At 74.0% G+C, this 18,508-nt stretch carries 17 protein-coding genes and 1 pseudogene; 9 read left to right on the forward strand and 9 right to left on the reverse strand.

Annotation, left to right across the window (positions count from 1 at the left end; genetic code table 11):
* Positions 1-130: 130 nt before the first annotated feature.
* Positions 131-1,816, reverse strand: a complete 1,686-nt coding sequence (locus tag ACIRVF_RS34675; protein WP_402827038.1) for an LCP family protein — start codon at positions 1,814-1,816, stop codon at positions 131-133.
* A 217-nt stretch (positions 1,817-2,033) separates the two neighbouring features.
* On the opposite strand from ACIRVF_RS34675, the gene ACIRVF_RS34680 reads away from it, so the two are divergent.
* Positions 2,034-2,405 (forward strand): hypothetical protein, encoded by a 372-nt coding sequence (locus ACIRVF_RS34680; protein WP_402827041.1) that lies wholly within the window; start codon positions 2,034-2,036, stop codon positions 2,403-2,405.
* 115 nt (positions 2,406-2,520) lie between these two features.
* Positions 2,521-3,735 carry a trans-sulfuration enzyme family protein gene (locus ACIRVF_RS34685; protein WP_402827044.1) on the forward strand — a complete coding sequence of 405 codons (1,215 nt, stop codon included), beginning with the start codon at positions 2,521-2,523 and terminating at the stop codon, positions 3,733-3,735.
* Between the two features lie 409 nt (positions 3,736-4,144).
* Here the strand turns inward: ACIRVF_RS34685 and ACIRVF_RS34690 are convergent, their stop codons facing one another.
* Positions 4,145-5,926, reverse strand: a complete 1,782-nt coding sequence (locus tag ACIRVF_RS34690) for a SpoIIE family protein phosphatase (protein ID WP_402827047.1) — start codon at positions 5,924-5,926, stop codon at positions 4,145-4,147.
* Between the two features lie 183 nt (positions 5,927-6,109).
* On the opposite strand from ACIRVF_RS34690, the gene ACIRVF_RS34695 reads away from it, so the two are divergent.
* Both ACIRVF_RS34695 and ACIRVF_RS34700 read left to right on the forward strand, forming a co-directional pair.
* On the forward strand, positions 6,110-6,520 hold the full coding sequence (locus tag ACIRVF_RS34695; protein WP_402827050.1) for an SDR family NAD(P)-dependent oxidoreductase: 411 nt from the start codon (positions 6,110-6,112) through the stop codon (positions 6,518-6,520).
* A gap of 349 nt (positions 6,521-6,869) precedes the next feature.
* Positions 6,870-8,159 (forward strand): ROK family protein, encoded by a 1,290-nt coding sequence (locus tag ACIRVF_RS34700; RefSeq protein ID WP_402827053.1) that lies wholly within the window; start codon positions 6,870-6,872, stop codon positions 8,157-8,159.
* 7 nt (positions 8,160-8,166) lie between these two features.
* On the opposite strand, the gene ACIRVF_RS34705 is transcribed toward ACIRVF_RS34700, so the two are convergent.
* The gene (locus ACIRVF_RS34705) at positions 8,167-9,354 is read right to left on the reverse strand and encodes a S1 family peptidase (RefSeq protein WP_402827056.1); all 1,188 of its coding nucleotides are present in this window, start codon (positions 9,352-9,354) and stop codon (positions 8,167-8,169) included.
* A 332-nt stretch (positions 9,355-9,686) separates the two neighbouring features.
* Between ACIRVF_RS34705 and ACIRVF_RS34710 the strand changes: the two genes are divergently transcribed.
* A complete protein-coding gene (locus ACIRVF_RS34710; protein ID WP_402827059.1) occupies positions 9,687-10,217 on the forward strand; it encodes a hypothetical protein in 531 nt (176 codons plus the stop codon).
* Positions 10,218-10,501: 284 nt separating this feature from the next.
* Here ACIRVF_RS34710 and ACIRVF_RS34715 read toward each other — a convergent pair whose 3' ends face one another.
* Together ACIRVF_RS34715 and ACIRVF_RS34720 are read right to left on the reverse strand one after the other, a co-directional pair.
* Positions 10,502-11,521, reverse strand: a complete 1,020-nt coding sequence (locus tag ACIRVF_RS34715; RefSeq protein ID WP_402827062.1) for a YihY/virulence factor BrkB family protein — start codon at positions 11,519-11,521, stop codon at positions 10,502-10,504.
* A gap of 729 nt (positions 11,522-12,250) precedes the next feature.
* The gene (locus ACIRVF_RS34720) at positions 12,251-12,574 is read right to left on the reverse strand and encodes a hypothetical protein (protein WP_402827065.1); all 324 of its coding nucleotides are present in this window, start codon (positions 12,572-12,574) and stop codon (positions 12,251-12,253) included.
* Positions 12,575-13,262: 688 nt separating this feature from the next.
* Between ACIRVF_RS34720 and ACIRVF_RS34725 the strand changes: the two genes are divergently transcribed.
* Positions 13,263-13,598 carry a hypothetical protein gene (locus ACIRVF_RS34725; RefSeq protein ID WP_402827068.1) on the forward strand — a complete coding sequence of 112 codons (336 nt, stop codon included), beginning with the start codon at positions 13,263-13,265 and terminating at the stop codon, positions 13,596-13,598.
* Positions 13,599-13,757: 159 nt separating this feature from the next.
* A complete protein-coding gene (locus ACIRVF_RS34730) occupies positions 13,758-13,937 on the forward strand; it encodes a CGNR zinc finger domain-containing protein (protein WP_402827070.1) in 180 nt (59 codons plus the stop codon).
* 217 nt (positions 13,938-14,154) lie between these two features.
* Here ACIRVF_RS34730 and ACIRVF_RS34735 read toward each other — a convergent pair whose 3' ends face one another.
* Positions 14,155-14,628 (reverse strand): hemerythrin domain-containing protein, encoded by a 474-nt coding sequence (locus ACIRVF_RS34735; protein WP_402827073.1) that lies wholly within the window; start codon positions 14,626-14,628, stop codon positions 14,155-14,157.
* 346 nt (positions 14,629-14,974) lie between these two features.
* On the opposite strand from ACIRVF_RS34735, the pseudogene ACIRVF_RS34740 reads away from it, so the two are divergent.
* Positions 14,975-15,067: pseudogene (locus ACIRVF_RS34740) on the forward strand (CGNR zinc finger domain-containing protein); the annotation flags it as partial.
* A 146-nt stretch (positions 15,068-15,213) separates the two neighbouring features.
* On the opposite strand, the gene ACIRVF_RS34745 reads toward ACIRVF_RS34740, so the two are convergent.
* The gene (locus ACIRVF_RS34745; RefSeq protein ID WP_402827079.1) at positions 15,214-15,999 is read right to left on the reverse strand and encodes a helix-turn-helix domain-containing protein; all 786 of its coding nucleotides are present in this window, start codon (positions 15,997-15,999) and stop codon (positions 15,214-15,216) included.
* A gap of 63 nt (positions 16,000-16,062) precedes the next feature.
* Here ACIRVF_RS34745 and ACIRVF_RS34750 point away from each other — a divergent pair, with 63 nt between their 5' ends.
* The gene (locus ACIRVF_RS34750; RefSeq protein WP_402827082.1) at positions 16,063-16,869 is read left to right on the forward strand and encodes an SDR family oxidoreductase; all 807 of its coding nucleotides are present in this window, start codon (positions 16,063-16,065) and stop codon (positions 16,867-16,869) included.
* A 230-nt stretch (positions 16,870-17,099) separates the two neighbouring features.
* On the opposite strand, the gene ACIRVF_RS34755 is transcribed toward ACIRVF_RS34750, so the two are convergent.
* Together ACIRVF_RS34755 and ACIRVF_RS34760 are read right to left on the reverse strand one after the other, a co-directional pair.
* Positions 17,100-17,966, reverse strand: a complete 867-nt coding sequence (locus ACIRVF_RS34755) for an NmrA family NAD(P)-binding protein (protein WP_402827085.1) — start codon at positions 17,964-17,966, stop codon at positions 17,100-17,102.
* A gap of 31 nt (positions 17,967-17,997) precedes the next feature.
* Positions 17,998-18,441: a hypothetical protein gene (locus tag ACIRVF_RS34760; protein ID WP_402827088.1), complete on the reverse strand. Its 444-nt coding sequence runs from the start codon at positions 18,439-18,441 to the stop codon at positions 17,998-18,000.
* Between the last annotated feature and the right edge of the window lie 67 nt (positions 18,442-18,508).

Consider the following 18,508-nt stretch of genomic DNA (forward strand, 5'->3'; position numbering starts at 1 on the left):
CCGGGGGGGGCGGCTTTCCGGCCGTCGGGGGGTGCGTCGGCGGGGGGCGCCTGTCCGCGGCAGGGGGGGGGGGGCCCGCGCACCCCGGGCCGGGGCCCCCCCCGCCCGTTCGTCGTCGCCGCGGCGCGGATCAGCCGTACGACACGTTGGCGCACGGGTCGTCGTCCGCCGAGCGGGCGGTGCCGCTGACGCTGGTCGGCAGCGGGGCCGGGGCACCGGGGGCGCCGGGCGCGGAGGTGGCGGCGGAGGCCGGGTTGGCGGCGGCGAAGTCGTGGCCGAGCACCACGCTCAGGCCGTGGCCGCCGGGCTGGACGGTCGCTCCCGGGAACAGCTTGGCGACCGACTCGGCGGCGGTGCGCTCGCCCGTGCCGTACTCGACCACGGTGGTGCTGCGCGGCTTCCCGGCCGCGTTGCCGACGGTGGTGACGGTGTAGCCGGCGCCCTTGACCGCCTCGGCCCCCTTGCTGCCGAGGCCGCTCTCGCCGGTGCTGTTGAGCACGGCGACCTTGATCCCGGCGTTCCGGGCGTCCGCGGTGGGGGTGGGCGCCGCCTCGGTGGTGGGCGGGGCGCTGGGGGCGGCGGAGTCGGTGGCGGCCGGGCTCTGGGCGCTGGCGTCCTGGCCGTCGATGGTGCGGTCGGCCTTGAGTGCGGCCCAGAGCTGGTCCACGTCGGGGTGCACCAGGGCGACCCGCGGGCCCTCGTAACGCCAGGGCGCCGTGAGGAACTTGACGTCGTGCAGATTGACGTCCTTGATCGACATGGCGAAGGACATCAGCTTGGCGGCCGAGCCGAGGTCGGGATCGACGGTCAGCGACTTGGTCGCCGCGTCGGCGAGCGGCAGCAGGGTGGTCGGGTCCATGCCGCGGTCCTTGACCTGCTTGATGAGGGAGGAGAGGAAGGCCTGCTGGCGCTTGGTGCGGCCGATGTCGGAGCCGTCCCCGATGCCGTGCCGGACCCGCACGTAGTCCAGTGCGGCCTGACCCTCGACCTTCTGCTTGCCCTTGGCGAAGATCAGCTTGCCCTTGTGGCCGAGATTGGGGTTGAGGTCCCCCTCGTAGACGTTGTTCGGCAGGCAGACCTCCACGCCGCCGACCGCCGAGGTCATCGACGCGAAGCCGCTGAAGTCCACCACGATGGTGTGGTCGACGCGCAGGTTGGTGAGCTTCTCGACGGCGTTCTGGGTGCAGGCGGGGTTGCCCTGGTCCGTGTTGCCCACCGAGAAGGCGCTGTTGAACATCACATTGGTCTGCTCCTTGGTCCACTTGCCGTTGGGGAGCTTGCACGGCGGGATGTTGACCAGGGAGTCGCGGGGGATCGAGATGCCGACGGCGTGCTTGTGGTCGGCGTAGATGTGCAGCAGGATCGCGGTGTCCGAGCGGGCACCGTCGTCCCCGCCGCCGCCCAGGTCGCTGTTGCCGTGGCCGCGGCTGTCCGAGCCGATCAGCAGGACGTTCACCGGGGTGCGGCCCTGGGCGTCGGGTGCGGCGGCCTCCGGGCGGTCCTTGCTGAGGGCGTCGCCGTCGAAGGTGTTGATGTTGCTGTTCAGGCGGTAGTAGACGGCGCCGCCGGCGAGCACCAGGAGCGCGGTGCAGCCGGCGGTGACCCAGAGCACCTTCTGCTTGGTGCTGCGCTTGCGCTTGGGCTTGGCCCGGCTGGTGGGGCGGGCGTCGGATATGTTCTTGTCCGTTCCGCCCTTGTCCGTCCCGCCCTTGTCCGTTTCGCCCTTTCCGGAGTCGGCCGGGCGGCCGGCGGCCCTGCGTCCACCGGCCCGGTGCGGCGAATTCTCGGTCTCGGTGGAACCCCTGCGACCCGACACGGCGTCATCCTCCACAGTTGCCACGGAACCCCCGTTGGAGCGGTGGCTTGCGTGGTCCTGGGTCGGAGTGGATCCGGGCCGGCCCGTCGCTAAACTTTTACACCGCTGTAGAACTTTCAGTGGAGCATACTAGGCGCAGATGAGAAAAATACTGGTCAGACCATGAGAGAAGGTCGGCCGAGTTCCATCTCCGTCGCTCCGTACCCGCACGAGGAGCATGATGACTCACCGGATCGCACGTTCGATAGCCGGCGCCCTGGTGGCACTGCTGGCCGCCGTCGGCCTCGGCGCCGCGGCGTCGAGCGCGACGGCGGTGGCCGCGACCCGAACCGCCGCGGGGGGCACGGCCGTCACGCCGGGCGCGGCGCCCGCAAGTGTGGCGCACATCACGCAGGTTGCGCGCGCGACGCAGGGTGCGGAGGTGACGCAGATCACGCACGTCGCGGCGAAGCAGGAGAAGAAGAAGTCCGGCTTCTTCGCCAAGCTCGGCAAGTTCCTGCTGGTCGTGGTCATCCTCGTCATCGTGGTCGTCATCCTGCTGATCTGGGGGATCGTCCACTTCGTGCGACGGCTGTTCCGTCGCCGCTGAGTCGCCGGTCGAGTCAACGCTGAGCCCGCCCCGGGGCACCGAAACGGCTCCCGGGCGGGCCACTTGGCTGCGATTGGCCCTGTCCGGCCCGGTCCCGGCGCAGCAGGATGGCGGAATGAGCGATCACCGCACCGACCGCACCGACTCCGCCGAGGGGCTACGCCCCGAGAGCCGGATCGTCCACCCGCCGTTGGCCGAGGCCACCGGCAGCCGTCCGCTGGGCGTCCCGCTGCACCAGAGCCACCTGTTCGCCTTCGAGACCAGTGAGGCGCTCACCAGCGCCTTCGGCGGGCCCGACGGGGCGTTCTTCTACAACCGCTTCGGCAACCCCACCGTCCGCTCGCTGGAGAGCGCCGTCGCCGACCTCGAAGGCGGCACCGGCGCCATCGCCACGGCCTCCGGCATGGGCGCCATCAACAGCGTGCTGCTCGCCCTGCTGCGCACCGGGGACCACGTGATCGCCCAACGGAGCCTGTACGGCGGGACTTTCGCGACACTGGCCGACCTCGCCCAGCGGTGGGGCGTCGAGGTGACCCACGTCTCGGGCGACGACCCGGACGAGGTCGCTGCGGCACTGCGGCCCAACACCCGGCTGCTGCACCTGGAGACGATCTCCAACCCGACCACCCGGGTCACCGACCTGCCCGGGCTGATCGCGGTCGCCCGGGGCGCCGGGGTGCTGAGCGTGGTCGACAACACCTTCGCCACCCCGCTGCTGTGCCGGCCGATCGAGCACGGCGCGGACGTGGTGATCCACTCCGCCACCAAGTACCTGGGCGGGCACTCCGACGTCCTCGCCGGGATCGCCGTCTTCGCCGAGGCCGAACTGCACCGGAAGGTCTGGCACTACGCGACCGAACTCGGAGCCAGCGCCGATCCCTTCGCCGCCTGGCTGACCCTGCGCGGTCTGCAGACGCTGGCCCTCCGGGTCCGCCGCCACTGCGACAGCGCCCTCGACCTGGCCACCCGGCTCTCCGCCCACCCGGCGGTCTCCGCCGTCCACTACCCGGGCCTGCCCTCCCACCCCGACCACGACCTCGCCCGCCGCCTGCTGCCGGACGGCCACGGCGGCGTCCTCGCCTTCGACCTGGCCGGCGGCCGCGAGGCGGCCCGGGCCTTCACCGAGTCCGTGCGCCTGGCCTCCCTGGCGCCCTCGCTCGGCGGCGTCCACACCCTGGTGCTCCACCCGGCCAGCACCTCGCACCGCCAGCTGTCGGACGGGGAACTGGCGGCGGCGGGCATCGGTCCGGGCACGGTCCGGGTCTCGGTGGGCATCGAACACCCGGCGGACCTGTGGAGGGACGTGGAACAGGCCCTCGCGAAGGCCTGACCGCCGGGCGGACCCACGGGGTGGCCGCCGGGCGGTGGACGGCTGGGGCGGATCCGTTCCCAGGGGCGTGATGCGCTCCCTGGGGACGGACATCCGGGGTTCCGTGGAGTGCCGCATCCGGGGCGCCGGCCTCGACCCCGGGGAGCGGGCCTGGTGGGCGGCCGTCGAGCCGTCCTGCTCGGCATGACCAGGAACGCCCGGGCCTTCGCCTGCCTCCTCGGGGGTCCGGGACCCCCACGCCCACCGGCGGCCTGCGGCCGCCGCCCGCGGGCCGCCCGGTGACCTGTCCGGGACCGCCCGGGTCCGGGCCCTTGCCGAGGTGCACGGCGGCGCGAACATCCGGCTGGTGGCGTGGTTCGAGGAGTGCTCGCGGTGGTTTTCCCTTACGGCCGTCGGCGGGATCCGGCCGTCACCGTGGTCTGGGGCGCGCCGCGAGAAGGGCGATGTCGTCCTCGGCGGCGGGGGCCGGGGGTGGGGCGAGGGAGTGGAGGACGGCGTCGAGGAGGTCGTCGAGTTCGCCGGTGGCGGGGAGGCGGAGAGCGGCGAGGCGCTCCAGGGAGGTGTCGATGTCCTCGTGCCGTCGTTCGACCAGGCCGTCGGTGTAGAGAAGCAGGGTCTGCCCGGTGTCGAGCGGGTGGCTGGTCTGCTCGTAGCCGCCGAGGCCGGTGCCCAGCGGGGGACCGGTGGGGACGCTCAGCAGTTCGGTCGGGCGGTCCGGTGTGATCAGGGCGGGCGGCAGGTGGCCGGCGCTGGAGAGGGTCCAGCGGGCGCGGCCGGGATCGGCGAGGGCCAGCAGGCAGGTCGCGGGTCGGGCGGAGTCGTCGGCGGAGATGACCGTGTCGAGCTGGCGCAGGATGCGGTGCGGGGGCAGGTCCGTGCCGGCGATGTCGCGCAGCGCCGAGCGGTAGTGGCTCATGTCGACGGCGGCCTCGACGCCGTGCCCCATGACGTCGCCCATCGCCAGCAGGGTGCGGCCGAACGGCAGGCGGACGGTCTCGTACCAGTCGCCGCCGACCACCGAGCTGCTGCCGGAGGGCAGGTAGCGGGAGGCGAGGGCGAGGTTCTGGTGCGGACTGCCGGGCTCGCTCAGCAGTGCGCGCTGGAGTTCCAGGGCGATGCCCTGGGACCGGGCGTAGCGGCGCGCGTTGTCGATGGCGATGGCGGCGCGGGCGGCGAGATCGCCGAGCAGGTCGGCCTCCTCGGCGGTGAAGGCCGGGGTGGCGGCGGTGCGGCCGAGGGTGAGCAGCCCGACCGGGCGGCCGCGGGCGGCGAGCGGCAGGACGAGCAGCGAGGCAGCGTCGGCGGGGCAGGCGTCCGCCGGGCCGGGTTCGGTGCGGACGGTGACGCCGCTCGCCAGGCAGCGGGCGGCGGCCGAGCCCTCGCGGTGGCGGACGGACTCGCCCGGGCGCGGCAGTTCGGCGAGGGCGGCGTCGAGCGCGGGCACGGCCCGTACGGCGGCGCGGTGCAGTCGCTGGGCGCCGGAGCGGCTGGGGCGGGAGGGTTCGGCTTCGGGCGGCAGTACGTCGACGGTGGCGAGGTCGGCGAGGCCCGGCACGGTGAAGGACGCGAGTTCGGCGCAGGTGGTGGCGGTGTCGAGGGTGGTGCCGATCCGCTCGGCGGCGGCGTCCAGCAGGGCGAGCCGGGCGCGGGCCTGTTCGAGTTCGTGCGGGTGCGCGGGAGCGGGAGTCCGTTCGGGCTCGTGCGGGTGCGCGGGGGCCTGGGCGGGGCTGTCCAGGACGACGACGATCACGCCGGTGGTCCGCCCGGCCCGCCGCAAGGGCCGGCAGCGCACCCGCAGGCCGGGCGGTACGGGGGAGCCGGCGCCCTCGGGGCCGCCGGTGACGTGTTCGTGGTCGTGTCCGTCGGCGAGGACGCGGCGCAGCGGCTCGACGGCGCCGGCGAAGGCGGTGGTCCCGGCGGTGCGGTCGAGCAGGTCGGCGCCGCGCAGTCCGGTGGCGGCGGTGAAGGCGGCGTTGAGGTAGCGCCAGCGCAGGTGCTCGTCGAGCAGGGCGACACCGACCGGGGCGGCGGCGAGCACCTCGCGGAGCAGGTCCGGATCGGCGTCGGACCGGCCGCTGTCGCCGGCCGAACCGAGGCTCGCGGCGAGGGCAGCCGCGGTCGCCGCCAGGGAACGGGCGTCCGGGGGCGGGGGCGGGGCGCCCTCGGGTCGGTTGCCGGGCCGGGAGTGCATGCATCCATGATCACGCGCCGGGGCTCGGCGCGCCCACGACCGGGCGAAAGGACCGTACGGCCACCCACCGCACCGTTCTGATCACCGGCACCTCCTCCGGGATCGGCCTCGCCGCGGCCGTGGCCGCCGCCGGGGCCGGCTGTCGGGGTCGGGGCCGGGGCCGGCTGTCGGGTGATCGCCACCATGCGCGACACCGGCCGGGCCGGGAACCTGCTCCGGGCCGCGGAGAAGGCGGGCGTCGCCGAGCGGATCGAGGTCGAGCGGCTGGACGTCACCGACCGGGCCTCCGTCGCGAACTGCCCGGAGATCGTCCTCGACCGCTACGGGCGACTGGACGCCGTCGTCAACAACGCGGGTGCCGGCTTCCTCGGCACGGTCGAGCAGGAGGGCATGGCGCCGGTGCGCGCCGCCGTGGAGGTCGACTCCTTCGGCGTGGTCGAGGTGACCCGGCCCGCGATGCCGTACCTGCGGGCCGGTGGCGGCCGGGTGGTCACGGTGACCAGCGTCGGCGGTGTGGTCGGGCAGCCCTTCAACGAGGCCTACTGCGCCGCCAGGTTCGCCGTCGAGGCGCTGACCGCCGATCGGCCGCCGTAGCGGATCCAGACCTCCCGGACGGGCCGGGCGTTCACCGGCGTCAAGCCGGCCGACACGACGGTTCGGCGGTGCTCGGGATGACGCTCGGCTGGGTCGGGTCCGCCGAGGCCTGATGCCCGGTCGCGGCGGTGCCGTCCGGCGCGACGGTGGTCCGGGGGAGGGCTCGCGTTGATCGGCGCCGGGTGATCACCGGTCATACTTGGGCGCGGCGCCCGGCACCGGGTGTCGCGGGCGGTGCCAGGGCGCACCGCCCGTCGGCCCGGAAGGTCCGGTCCAGGACCACCCGCCCCGGACCGCCCGTCGTGGACCGCCCGGGGCGGACCGTCAGCAGCCCAGACCGGAGGAACCGATGAGCCCCCACCAGCCGACCAGTCGCCCGGCGGCCGGGGCCCCCGGGGTGCCGTGGAACCGGCAGCGGCTGCGCAGCAACAACGAGTGGCTGCTGCTGGAGCTGCTGCGCACCGGCGGCGGCACCTCGCGCGCCCAACTGGCGCGGGACACCGGCCTGTCCAAGCCCACCGTCTCCGCGGCGCTGGCCGAGCTGGAACAGGCCGGGCTGGTGCGCGAGGCCGGGCGGGTGGCCCCCGAGCGCGGCCGCACCGCGGTGCTGTACGAGGTCGACCCGACCGCCGGCCATGTGCTGGGCGTGGACATCGGCCGGGCCCGGCTGCGGGTCGCGGTGGCGGACCTCGCCGGGACCGTGGTCGCCCGGCGGGACGTGGCCAATCGGGGCCGGACGGCGGACGCCGTCGCGGAGGCCGTGGTCGCCGCCGCGCGGGAGGCGACCGCCGAGGCGGGCCTGGACGCCGCCGACATCGTGCACGCGGTGATCGGCACGCCCGGAGTGTGGGACGAGGAGCGGCGCGGTGTCCGGTACGCCACCAGCCTGCCCGGCTGGGGCCGGCCGGGGCTGTTCGACCGGATCGGGGAAGGGCTGGGCACGGCCGTCACGGTGGCCAATGACGCCAACCTCGCCGCGCTCGGCGAGTACACCCTCGGCGCGGGGCGCGGCAGCCGGATGTTCGCCTACCTGCTGGTCGGGACCGGGCTCGGGCTGGGCGTGGTCAAGGACGGCGAGTTGCTGCTCGGCGCGCACGGCGGGCTGGGTGAGATCGGCCTGGTGCCGCTGCCCGCCTTCGTGGGCGGGCCGGGTGACGGGCCCGGCGGGCCGGGCGGGCAGGCTGTGCCTTCTGGCGGTCCGGGGGAGTCGGGCGAGCCGGGCGGGACGACGCTGGAGCAGGAGGCCGCGGCGGACGCGGTGGTGCGGGCCGCCCGGGAGTTCGGGCTTGAGGAGCCGGGCGGGAAGCGGTTGACCGCCAAGCGGGTCTTCGAGCGGGCCCGGTCCGGTGACGCCGCCGCGCTGCGGGCGGTGCGCTGGGAGGCGGAGCGGCTGGCCTACGCCGTCGCCGTGCTGTCCGCGGTGCTCGACCCGGACCTGCTGGTGCTCGGTGGTGGCATCGGCAGCAGCGCGGACCTGCTCCTGGAACCGCTGGAGCAGGCCCTGCGCCGCTTCGCGCCGATGCGTCCGACGCTCGCACCGAGCCTGCTGGGGGAGGAGGCGGTGCTCCTCGGCGCGGTCTCCACGGCGCTGGAGACCGCCCGCCCCGAGGTGTTCGAGCGCCGGACGGCGCAGCTGTGACGCGGTGTCAGCCGGTGGCCAGGGTCAGGCCGTAGGTGCTGAGGATCGGGTTGACCGGCTGGAAGTAGGTCTCACCGCCCGAGGTGCAGTCGCCGGAGCCGCCCGAGGTCACGCCCTGGGCCTGGCTGCCGGAGATGAACGAGCCGCCGGAGTCGCCCGGTTCGGCGCACACATCGGTGCGGGTGACCCCGTAGACGCTGCCCTCCTGGTAGTTGACGGTCGCGTTCTGCTCCTCGACGGTGCCGCAGTGCCAGCCGGTGGTGGAGCCGGAGCGGCACACCGAGCCGCCGACCGTCTGCTCGGTCGAGCCGCTCACCGTCACCGCGCCGCCGGCGTAGTCGTTCACCTGCGGCTGGGCGGTCCACTCCGGGCCGGCCGCCACCCAGGACCAGTCGTTGCCCGGGAAGGTCGAGCCCTGGAAGGTGCCGATCGAACTGCCGTCGGAGGCCGTCGCGTTGGAGCCGGGCTGGCCGCAGTGGCCGGCGCTGACGAAGCCGGGCTGGCCGCCCTGGGTGACCGGGAAGCCGATCGAGCAGCGGGCGGCGTTGTCGATGTAGTACGCGTCCCCGCCGTGCAGGTCGGCGAGCGGCCGGGGCGTGGCGGTGGCCCGCTCGACCCGGACCAGCGCGCGGTCGGCCCCGGACCGGTCCAGGAAGGCCTCGGTACGGGCGTCGTCGGCGGACTGCACCACGACGGTGTTGGACCGGACGTCGACGTACCAGAGCGGGGTGGCCCCGGGGGCGGCGGCCCCGGACGCCCGGTCGAGCGCCTCCTTGGCCCGGTCCAGGGCCTTCAGTGAGTGCTGGACGACGGTCGCCCGGCCGCCGTGGGCGGTGATGGTGCGGGCGGCGGAGGCGTCCGTGGTGGCGACCACCAGCTCGGCCTGCGGTCCGTCGATCCAGGCACCGGCCCAGTGGTCACCGAGCGCCCGGGCGAGGGCACCGCGGACCGCGGCGGCGCGGCCCTCCCGGGCGATCCGGTCGGCGGCGGCCTGCGGGGCGAGCCCGAGGTCGCGCTGCATGGCGTGCAGCAGGGCGGGCGGTACGGCGGCGGTGCGGGTGGAGGCCGCCGGGGTGGGGGCGGCCAGGGCGGCGGCTATGGACGGGTCGTCAGCGGGTGCGCTGACGGCGGGGGCTGCGGTGAGCGCGACGGTCGCGAAGGCGGCGGCGACGGCGAGCGCACGGATCCGGAGCATGGGGTCTCCTCGTTCGGCGTGGGGGTTGCCGGAACCGTAGCGATCCGGTTGTGCTGTCCGGAACATGCCATAACGCCCTGAGCCGCGGCGCTATACCCCGTGGGTGGGTAGGTGGGGTGCTCCGGGGATCCGGCCGGGGTGGTTGTCATGCCCGGGGGGTCGCCGTGTTCGATCGTCGCCATGGCCGGGTGGTCGTCGTGTTCGACGGCCGTCACGCCGGGGTGGCCGGATTGTCTCGATCTGCAAACGAGTGGGGAAAGCGTGACCGCGGCGTGTGCGGGTTCTGCTTGACTCGCACGCCTCGCCCATACGGAACGGAGCGTTCTCCCCACATGACTTCACGGATACCCGGACGCCGCCGGGCGGCCGGCCTGGCCGGATTCGCCGGACTCGTCCTCACCGTCGGCCTGGCGCTGACCGGTTGCGGCCCGTCGGCGGCGGACGGCAAGGCGTCGCCGGCGCCGACCGCCTCGGCGGGCTCGACCGTCGCACCCGCGCCGAGCACGCCCCCGGTGACGGCCCCGGCCCCGGCTCCGCCGGTGGTCACGCCGGCGGTCACGCCGTCCTCGCCGTCCGCCCCGCCGCCGTCCGTCCCCTCGGCCCCCGCTGCCGCCCGTCCGCAGACACCGGCCGCCAAGCCGCAGCCCAAGGTGACCACGGCGCAGCCGCCGACCGACCCGGAGCCGTGGCAGACCCAGGCGGCGGCCGGTGGCTCGGGGTGCGAGATCCGCTCCAACGCGGGCAACTGTTACGCGGCGGGGCAGTTCTGCCGCAGCGACGACCTCGGCCGGAGTACCCACGACGCCAACGGACGGGTCATCTACTGCCGGATGGTCAGCGGGAAGCCGCACTGGCAGGCGTGAGTCACCCGCTCAGGGTGGACCAGAACAGGTGCTCGTAGGCCTGGAGCAGCAGGCCGTACTCCCGGGCGGTGGCCCGGGTGCGGCCGTCGAGTGGGTCCGGCCCGAGGGCGTCGGCGGCCTGCTGCTCCAGCTCGGTCGCGGGCTGGGCGAAGAAGTCGAAGAACGCGCAGGCCTCGTCGGAGAAGTCGTGGTGGCGGCGCAGGGCCTGCGCGACGGTGGCGCGGTACCGGGTCCTCCGGGTGTGCTGGAGGAGGCCGCGGTTCGAGGTGATGAATGCCGCGAGGTCAGCCTCGGCCGCCGCCGTGTTCCTCGTCCGGCCACGTGCGGGTGTCGCGCGGCGGGACGTACGGCTCCTCCTCCGGCGGCATGCCGCCCTCGATGGCGCGTTCCCGGGCCAGTTCCGCGTCGAACTCCAGGCCGAGCAGGATCGCCAGGTTGGACAGCCACAGCCACACCAGGAACACGATCACCCCGGCCAGCGTGCCGTACGTCTTGTTGTAGGAGCCGAAGTTCGCCACGTACGCGGCGAACCCACCGGACAGCACCAGCCAGAGCAGCACCGCCAGCACACTGCCCGGTGACACCCAGCGAAAGCCCCGCCCCCGCACGTTGGGCGCAGCCCAGTACAACAGCGCGATCATGAACGACACCAGCACCACCAGGACCGGCCACTTGGCGATCGACCAGACCGTGACGGCGGTGTGCCCGAGCCCCAGCACCTGACCGGCACGCTCGGCGAGCGGGCCGGTGAACACCACGATCACCGAGCTCGCCAGCAACAGCAGCATCATCAGCGACGTCAGCCCGAGCCGCAGCGGCAGGGTCTTCCACACCGGCCGCCCCTCGCGGATGTCGTACACCGCGTTGCCCGCCCGGATGAACGCCCCGATGTAGCCCGACGCGGACCAGAGCGAGCCGGCCAGACCCACCACCGCCAGCACCCCGCCGGTACTGCGGCTCGCCTGCAACTGCGTGACTGCCGTGTGCAGGACCTCCCGCGCCGAGCCGGGAGCGAGCTTCTGCAGGTTGTCCAGCACCTCGTTGGTCGCCGACGTGCCGACCAGGCCGAGCACCGACACCAGCACCAGCAGCGCCGGGAAAATCGCCAGTACGCCGTAGTACGTCAGCGCCGCTGCCCGGTCCGACAGCTCGTCGTCCAGGAACTCGCGACCCGTGCCTTTGAGCACCCCCAGCCAGCCGCGCGCCGGCACCCGCGTCGGCGCATCCGGGCCCTGCTCGGCGGCCTTGGCCGGGCGGCGTCCGGCCTCGTCTCCGTCACCACGGTCTCTTCGGAACGATCCCATACCGGGCGTGTTCCCCACCGCGCAGTTCTACGCATCGGACCCTCGAAAGACCTGTCCGGTCGGCGCTGCCGTGCGCCCGCCGTGCGCCCGGCCGGGTTGCGGGGACCCGGATGAGGGGAGGCGTGACTCTCCCGGAGGCCACCGTGATCGTCCTTGGGATGGTCCTCCTCATCGTCGGCTTCGTGACTGGCATCTCCAGCCCGTGGACCGTCGGCATCGTCCTGGCTGTCCTCGGCCTGATGCCGGCGCCCCTGGGCGTCATGGGCCGCGAAGCGGCCGCACCCGTCGCCGAGCCGGCTCTGCTGCCGCACCGCAGACGGGCGGCCGTCCACCAGGCGAAGCGAAGCCGTCGACGAGTACCGGCTCGACGCCTGGATCACCGCTCACAGGGCAGACGCCAACCGTCCGGTACCCGACCGTGCGAGGAGGAGTCTGCGATGCCACGGAGTCATGTTCGCCATCCCGTCCGTGCGCCCGAGCACCATCACCCAGTCTTCCGGATGGCTTGGCGCCTGCTCCGCTTCCTGCCCTGGGTGGGGCCGGTTCTCAGGATGCGGCGCGCGCTCAGGCGCGGGCACTCCCACTGAACACGCCTTGACACCCAGCGAGCAGCGTTGAGCGGCTGAGCACTGACTCTCCGGGGGCGAGGGCCGATCTCGTGGGGCGAAGGCCGACGACCGCTCCCGCGCCGCCGGCCCGAAGTGCTTTCCGGGGGGCTGAGGTCCTGAATCAGGGCCGGCTGTCGGTGTGGCCGCACACCCAGGCCAGCGCGTCGTGGACACCCTGGTTGTAGTCACGGGGCACGGTGCGTTCCACCTGGTTCTCCAGGGCCACGTTCGCCGCGTCCACCTCCGCCGTCAACACGTCGTTGCCGGGCAGACCCTCGGTCCGCACACCGGTGACCGGCCCGCCGTCACCGCGGCCCAACGCCCACAGGTAACCGGCCAGGGCGCCCCTGGACCAGTGCGTCGGACGATTCTCCGTTCCCCCGCCCGCCTCCAGTTCGGCGAAGGCCCGCTCTACCTCGGCGGCCTTCCGCACTCCCACGGTCATCCCGGAATCTGCGGGTCGGCTATCAGTCATGGAGGGCGTATTACCGCTCGATGGCCTGGACATGCCCCTGCATCGGCAAGACCCCGCGGCCGGCTGCACCGGCCGGTCCGTCAGCCGGTACCCGGGTGAGGCGCTCGCTCCACCCATCCGATCGCGCACCGGCACCCCGACTCCGTCCGAGCTGGGCGTTTCAGCGCGAGGTCCGGGCGTGGCGCGGCCCGCGGACCTGGTCGGGCCGGACTATGGCGGCTCGCAATCGGCGACCATGACGGGTGGACGAGGGAGCGGTCGCCATCAGGACCATCGAGAGCGCGATCGGGACCACCAGCAGGACCATGGATACGGGCATCGTTCACGGCTCCAGGGATCATCGGCATGTGCTCTGGTCCGCAACGCCTGCCCCGCATCACCGGGCTCATGCAGTTTCTCGGCGGTGCCGATCGCCGTCCGCGTGCTCTCCGCCCTGCACGCTGACCCGCGCGGTCAAGCCCAGCCAGGGAGGCGGCCAGCTGACCTGGCGGGCCGCGAAGGCGGTCACCCGAGGCGGCACCCGGGTCGGCATGCCGCTCCTCGCAGGAGGCCGTCGCTTTCTGCCAGGCCGCGTTGAAAGACCAGCGTTCCCCTGGATGGGGGCGTTTACGCGGTGCCCTGGCGGCGTCGACGGACCGGGGCCCGTAGCGTCGGCAGCATGGCGAGCGAGGACATGACTGCAGTGGCGGTGGGGGTGCGCTCGGTGGAGGAGGTGTTCGCTGCGCTGGACGCGGTGAGCGCGCCGCGCACCGGTTTCGAGCGAGGGCTGCTGGGAGCCTACCGGTGGGCGGTGGGTGCCCAGGTGGGCGCGCCGATCACGGCGAACGCCGCCGTCGGGGCCTACGGACCCTGCCGGGCGCAGCTGCTCGCCGAGTGCCAGGCCGCGCAGGTGCACCTTCGACAAGGCGCGGGCCCGGTGGGGGAGAGGGAGCGTGCGCTGGGTGTCTACATGGCGCTCGCGTGGCTGTGCGGCCATCACGACGACCGGCCCTGAGCCGGCCCGCGCGCCGGGTCGCCCCGGCCGCCCGGCTCGGCGACCATCTGGCGCCCGGCCACGCAGGGGCTGGCCTCGCACCGGCCGCCGTTCCGTTCAGCGCCCGGCGCTGAGGTGCCGGCGGACGCTGCTCTCCGACGGCGATCCCCGCACGCCGCCGTGTCGGCGTGCGGGGACCGGTTCGGCATCTGCCGGACCCCGCTGCGCGGGGCCGGCGGGTTTGGCTGCAACCGCTTCTACATCGACACCGGCCGCCGCACCCCACAACGCTTCTGCACCCCCCGCTGCGCCGTCCGCGTCCGCGTCGCAGCCCACCGGGCTCACCGAGCGGCCGGCTGACCGTCCACACGCAGGGCGAGGGTTGGCGCGTTCTGGGGTGCCCCCGGGCCGCTTGCGGTGCTCGCCGGGGCGAAGGAGGGCGAGCGGGAGGCGGTGGCTGAGGACGGCGGCGCCTGCGGCGGGATCCGCCGACCCCGAGAGCCGCGAGCCGGACCCGCGGCCGCGGGGAGTGCCCTTCAACACCGGCGCCAGGGCCTCAGGTTCGGCCCGGGTGGCGTCAGGCGGTGGCGCTGGGAACCTTGAGCGGGTCGCGGGTGGCGGTCTTCTTCGCCTCCTCCAGCTGCTCGCCGAGCTCGACCAGGCGGTTGCGCCCCATGGCCTTGCGGACCTGGGGGAACCACTCCTTCTCCTCCTCCTCGACGTGATGGCGCACGTTCTCCATCAGCACCGTCATCTTCGCGTCGAACCGCTCGTCCTCCGGGTCCATCCCGGCCAGCTCGGACAGCATCCACACCACGACGTGGTGCTCCTCGACGCTCTCCAGCACGTGATCCCCGGTGTCGGGGGCAGCCTCGCGTGCGGCCGGGTAGAAGACCTGCTCCTCGATGAGCGCGTGCACGGTCAGCTCCTCGATCACCCGGTCGGCGATCCGGCGCTTCTCGGCGTGCGCCTCATCACCGGCCTTCTCGAACTCCTTGAACAGCTTCTCCACCGTCTTGTGGTCGTCCTTCAGCAGCACGATCGCGTCCACGCCCGATACCTCCTGTTTCGCACACGTTCGGGTCGCACCCGCTGATACCCCGCCCGGCGCATACCAGTCGCCGCGACCGAGCAATTACCCACAAGCCCCGGCGGACGGGCACCCCCCGGGGCCCGCGCGCCAGACTTCGCGGTCGACCCGCCCGCTCACTCAGGCCGGAACCGGCCGGCCGCCGGGCTGCTCGCGTCGGGCAAGGGGTGGCCCGGGGCGGTGGTGACGGCCAGCTCGTCCGGGCCCGGTCCGCAGCGCTCCTGGTGACGAGGCCTCCGACCGGGCCGTTCGCCTCACCCTCGGTCTGGCCGCTGCTCCGGGTAGCCGCTTCGCCTCCCGCCTGGGACTGTGCGCGGCCCCTGCCTGCGACCGGGTCCACGCCGGCACCTCCCGCAACGGCACCCGCCGTTTCTGCTCCCGCGCCTGCCAGAACCGCGTCAAATCCGCCGCCCCCGAGCCCGCACCCGGAACACCTGACCGACCAGCACCCAGGGCCGGCGAGGGCGCCGGGGCAAAGCCGGTCGCGGCCCGGTCGTCCGCCATCGACCCGTCAAGGTCCCTGGCCGGTGGCAGGCGTCCGGTGCGTCACGGGAGGCGTGCCAGGGCCGCCTCGGAGGGGCTGCCGGCCGTCGCCTGGTACACGATGACCACCTGGTGCTCGGCGCCGCCGACGGTGAGGGCCTGCCTCCGCAGAGCGAGACTGCCGACGACCGGGTGCGTGAAGCGCTTGAGTTCGTCCCGGGCGGGCCGCGTCTCGTGCCGCGTCCAGAGACGACGGAACTCCTCGTCCGTCTCCAGTTCGGCGACCAGGCGGACGGTTCCGGGGTCGCGCGGGTCGGCTTCGGCGCGCAGGGCCGCTGCGGTCTGCGCCGCCACCTCCGCCCAGTCGGGGAAGAGCCGCCGGGACGCCGGGTCGAGGAACACCGCTCGGACCAGGTTGCTGCCGGGCTCGTACATCGGGGCGAGCGCGCGGGCCTGCTTGTTCGCCGCCAGTACGTCGAAGTGCCGGTTCCGCACGTACGCGGGCAGGCCGGTCCACGCGTCGAGGAGCCGGTGCACGTCCGGGGAGACCTCGGTCGGTGACGGCGGCTCAGGGGCCGGACCGGCGAGGGCGTACAGGTGGGCGGAGGCGTCGGCGTCCAGCTGCAGCGCCCGCGCGAGGGAGCGCAGCACCTGGGGCGAGGGATGCCGGTCGACGCCCTGTTCGAGCCGGACCAGGTACGGCTCGCTGATTCCGGCGAGCCGGGCCAGTTCCTCCCGGCGCAGTCCCGCCACCCGGCGGCGTCCGCCGGCGGGCACCGCCACGTCCGCCGGAGCGACCCGTCCGCGCCGGGCCTTGAGGAAGTCTCCCAGAGGATTGTCGGCCGCCATGCCGTGAGGGTAACCCTGCGGGGGTGCTGGCTGCCAAGGTGCGAACGGCGCAGGCTCGACGTCATGAAGACCTGGTTCATCACCGGCGCGTCCCGCGGCTTCGGCCGCGTCTGGGCCGAAGCCGCTCTCGACCGCGGCGACCGCGTCGCCGCCACCGCACGTGATCCCGAAACGCTGCGGCCCCTCCTGGACACCCACGGGGATGCCGTCCTCCCCCTGAGACTCGACGTGACCGACCGCACCGCCGTCACTGCTGCGGTGCGGCGGGCCGCCGAGACCTTCGGCCGCCTGGACGTGGTCGTCAACAACGCGGGCTACGGCCTGTTCGGCATGGTCGAGGAGACCACCGAGGAACAGGCCCGCGCCCAGCTCGACACCAACCTGTTCGGCCCGCTGTGGGTGACGCAGGCGGCCCTGCCGTACCTGCGGGCCCAGGGCAGCGGTCACATCCTGCAGGTCTCCAGCCTCGGTGGCCTTGCCGCGTTCCCCACGCTCGGGCTGTACAACGCCTCGAAGTGGGCCCTGGAGGGGATGAGCGAGGCCCTGGCCCAGGAGGTCGCCCCCTTCGGGATCCACGTGACCCTGGTCGAACCCGGCCCCTACGACACCGACTGGTCCGGGGCCTCGGCCGTGCACACCGAGCCGCTCCCCGCCTACGAACCCGTCCGCGCCGCGCGCCGGGCCGGTGCCTCCGCCCGGACGCCCCAGGACGCTCGGGACACGGCCGCCGTCGTCCTCGAACTCGTCGACACCGACGCACCTCCCCTGCGGCTCTTCCTCGGCACCTACCCCTATCCGGTGGTCGAGGCGGCCTATCGGAAGCGGCTCGACACGTGGAACGACTGGCGGCACCTCGCGTCCCGTGCGTGACCGGTCCGGGCACGCCAACCGCGGTCGTGCCGTGCCGTCGTGGGCGCGGAGGAAGCCGGCATCGCGGGCGGGCGGCCGGCGGTCGTGATCAGTGGTCTCGGCAGCCCGGACCGGCCTGGCCACCGTCGCACCACAGCCCGCCCGGTCGGTCTCCTCGACGCCGCCGGTCACGGCATGGCGCCTAGCCACGGGTCACGCCCGCGCCGGTCCTGGGCCGCACGCGTCCGGGCTCAGCGGAAGGCGGCGAGGTGTTCGCGCAGGAACGCCTCCAGGGTGCGCGGCGCACGCCCGGTCAGCCGGGTGGCGGTGTCGTCCGGGCTCTCCGGGCGGAGCACCGCGAGCTGCTGGATCTCCACCACATGGGCGGCCAGCCAGGTGGGCATCCCGGCCCGCTCCACCAGGTGTGCGTGGAACGGGGCCGGCGGCAGGTCGAGGTAGTTGACCGGCCGGCCGGTCAACTCACTGAGCAAAGAGGTGAGTTCGGGGTGGCTGTATGCCCTTCCACCGGTCAGCGGGTACGTGCCGCCGGCAAGTTCGGGACGGGTGAGGACGGCCGCCGCCGCGTCGCCGATGTCGCGGCAGTCGATGTAGTTGCAGCGCGCGTCGCCCATCGCTCCGTGTACCAGGCCGGCGTGGACGACGCCGGGCGCGAGCAGGAGCAGCTTCTGCATGAACGCGTAGGGCCGCAGGACCGTCGCGGTGACGCCGGATGCCCGCAGGTACTGCTCGATGCGGTGGTGGCCGCGAGAGACGGCGACGGGGGAGTCCGGTTCGGCGGCCGGGGCGGACACCTTGACGATGTGGTCGATGCCTGCCGCCAGTGCCTGGTCGACGACGCGCAGCTCGTGCTCGACCTGGTGGGGGCCGTTGGCCATGGTGAGGAAGAGCTGCCTCGCGCCGCGGAACGCCGCGCGCAGGGATGCGGGGTCGCCCGCGTCGGCGGGCACCGCCTCCACGAGGTGGCGGGTGCGCCCGTCCAGGCTTCCGAGCAGGCGGTCCGGGTCCCGGCTGAGCGCCCGTGCCGGAACGCCGAGGCCGGTCAGACTGCGCAGGGTGGCACTGCCGGTGGCACCGGATGCTCCCATGATGACGATCATGTCGTGTTCCTCCGGGATGGGTGGGGGTTCGTCAGGGGTGACGGCGGGTGCCGCGCCAGCGCCAGGTGATCATGGTTGCGGCGATGGTGGCGGAGATCGGCAGGTCGAGGCGGAGCCGGGCGGGCCAGGGGCTGCCGGCCAGCGCCGGGAGGTCCGACAGCCAGCGTGCGCCCGCCCAGCCGAGCAGGGACGCGAGCACGGCGGCACCGAGTCCCGCCCCGGCCGCCAGCGGCAGGCGTGGCGCGCGGGCCGCCCAGGAGCTGTCCGGACGGCGCCGCAACCTGGCGCCGAGGGCGCCGGCGACCACGGCCGACGTGCCCGCGATGGTGGTGAGGGCCGCGATCACCAGCTGCAGCTGGCCGCTGGCCACTCCGCCGGCCGCGGCCATGACGGCCGGCATGGCGTAGGCGACCAGCACCTCGCGCCACAGGACGAACGGCGGTGGTGGGCCGGCTGATCGGTGTTTCGTGGGCATGGCCCCTCCAAAGTGATTAGGTGGCTAACTATTAGTGCTTAGGTGCCTAACTTTAAGGCCGTGAAAA

The organism is Kitasatospora sp. NPDC101157, from assembly GCF_044768255.1.
Lineage (GTDB): Bacteria > Actinomycetota > Actinomycetes > Streptomycetales > Streptomycetaceae > Kitasatospora.

Excerpts from the sequence above, each read along its gene's own strand:
- ACIRVF_RS34680 (WP_402827041.1), top strand. The coding sequence starts at position 2,034 with ATGATGACTCACCGGATCGCACGTTCGATAGCCGGCGCCCTGGTGGCA.
- ACIRVF_RS34685 (WP_402827044.1), top strand. The coding sequence starts at position 2,521 with ATGAGCGATCACCGCACCGACCGCACCGACTCCGCCGAGGGGCTACGC.
- ACIRVF_RS34690 (WP_402827047.1), bottom strand. The coding sequence starts at position 5,926 with ATGCACTCCCGGCCCGGCAACCGACCCGAGGGCGCCCCGCCCCCGCCC.
- ACIRVF_RS34695 (WP_402827050.1), top strand. The coding sequence starts at position 6,110 with ATGCGCGACACCGGCCGGGCCGGGAACCTGCTCCGGGCCGCGGAGAAG.
- ACIRVF_RS34700 (WP_402827053.1), top strand. The coding sequence starts at position 6,870 with ATGAGCCCCCACCAGCCGACCAGTCGCCCGGCGGCCGGGGCCCCCGGG.
- ACIRVF_RS34705 (WP_402827056.1), bottom strand. The coding sequence starts at position 9,354 with ATGCTCCGGATCCGTGCGCTCGCCGTCGCCGCCGCCTTCGCGACCGTC.
- ACIRVF_RS34710 (WP_402827059.1), top strand. The coding sequence starts at position 9,687 with ATGACTTCACGGATACCCGGACGCCGCCGGGCGGCCGGCCTGGCCGGA.
- ACIRVF_RS34715 (WP_402827062.1), bottom strand. The coding sequence starts at position 11,521 with ATGGGATCGTTCCGAAGAGACCGTGGTGACGGAGACGAGGCCGGACGC.
- ACIRVF_RS34720 (WP_402827065.1), bottom strand. The coding sequence starts at position 12,574 with ATGACCGTGGGAGTGCGGAAGGCCGCCGAGGTAGAGCGGGCCTTCGCC.
- ACIRVF_RS34725 (WP_402827068.1), top strand. The coding sequence starts at position 13,263 with ATGGCGAGCGAGGACATGACTGCAGTGGCGGTGGGGGTGCGCTCGGTG.
- ACIRVF_RS34745 (WP_402827079.1), bottom strand. The coding sequence starts at position 15,999 with ATGGCGGCCGACAATCCTCTGGGAGACTTCCTCAAGGCCCGGCGCGGA.
- ACIRVF_RS34750 (WP_402827082.1), top strand. The coding sequence starts at position 16,063 with ATGAAGACCTGGTTCATCACCGGCGCGTCCCGCGGCTTCGGCCGCGTC.
- ACIRVF_RS34755 (WP_402827085.1), bottom strand. The coding sequence starts at position 17,966 with ATGATCGTCATCATGGGAGCATCCGGTGCCACCGGCAGTGCCACCCTG.
- ACIRVF_RS34760 (WP_402827088.1), bottom strand. The coding sequence starts at position 18,441 with ATGCCCACGAAACACCGATCAGCCGGCCCACCACCGCCGTTCGTCCTG.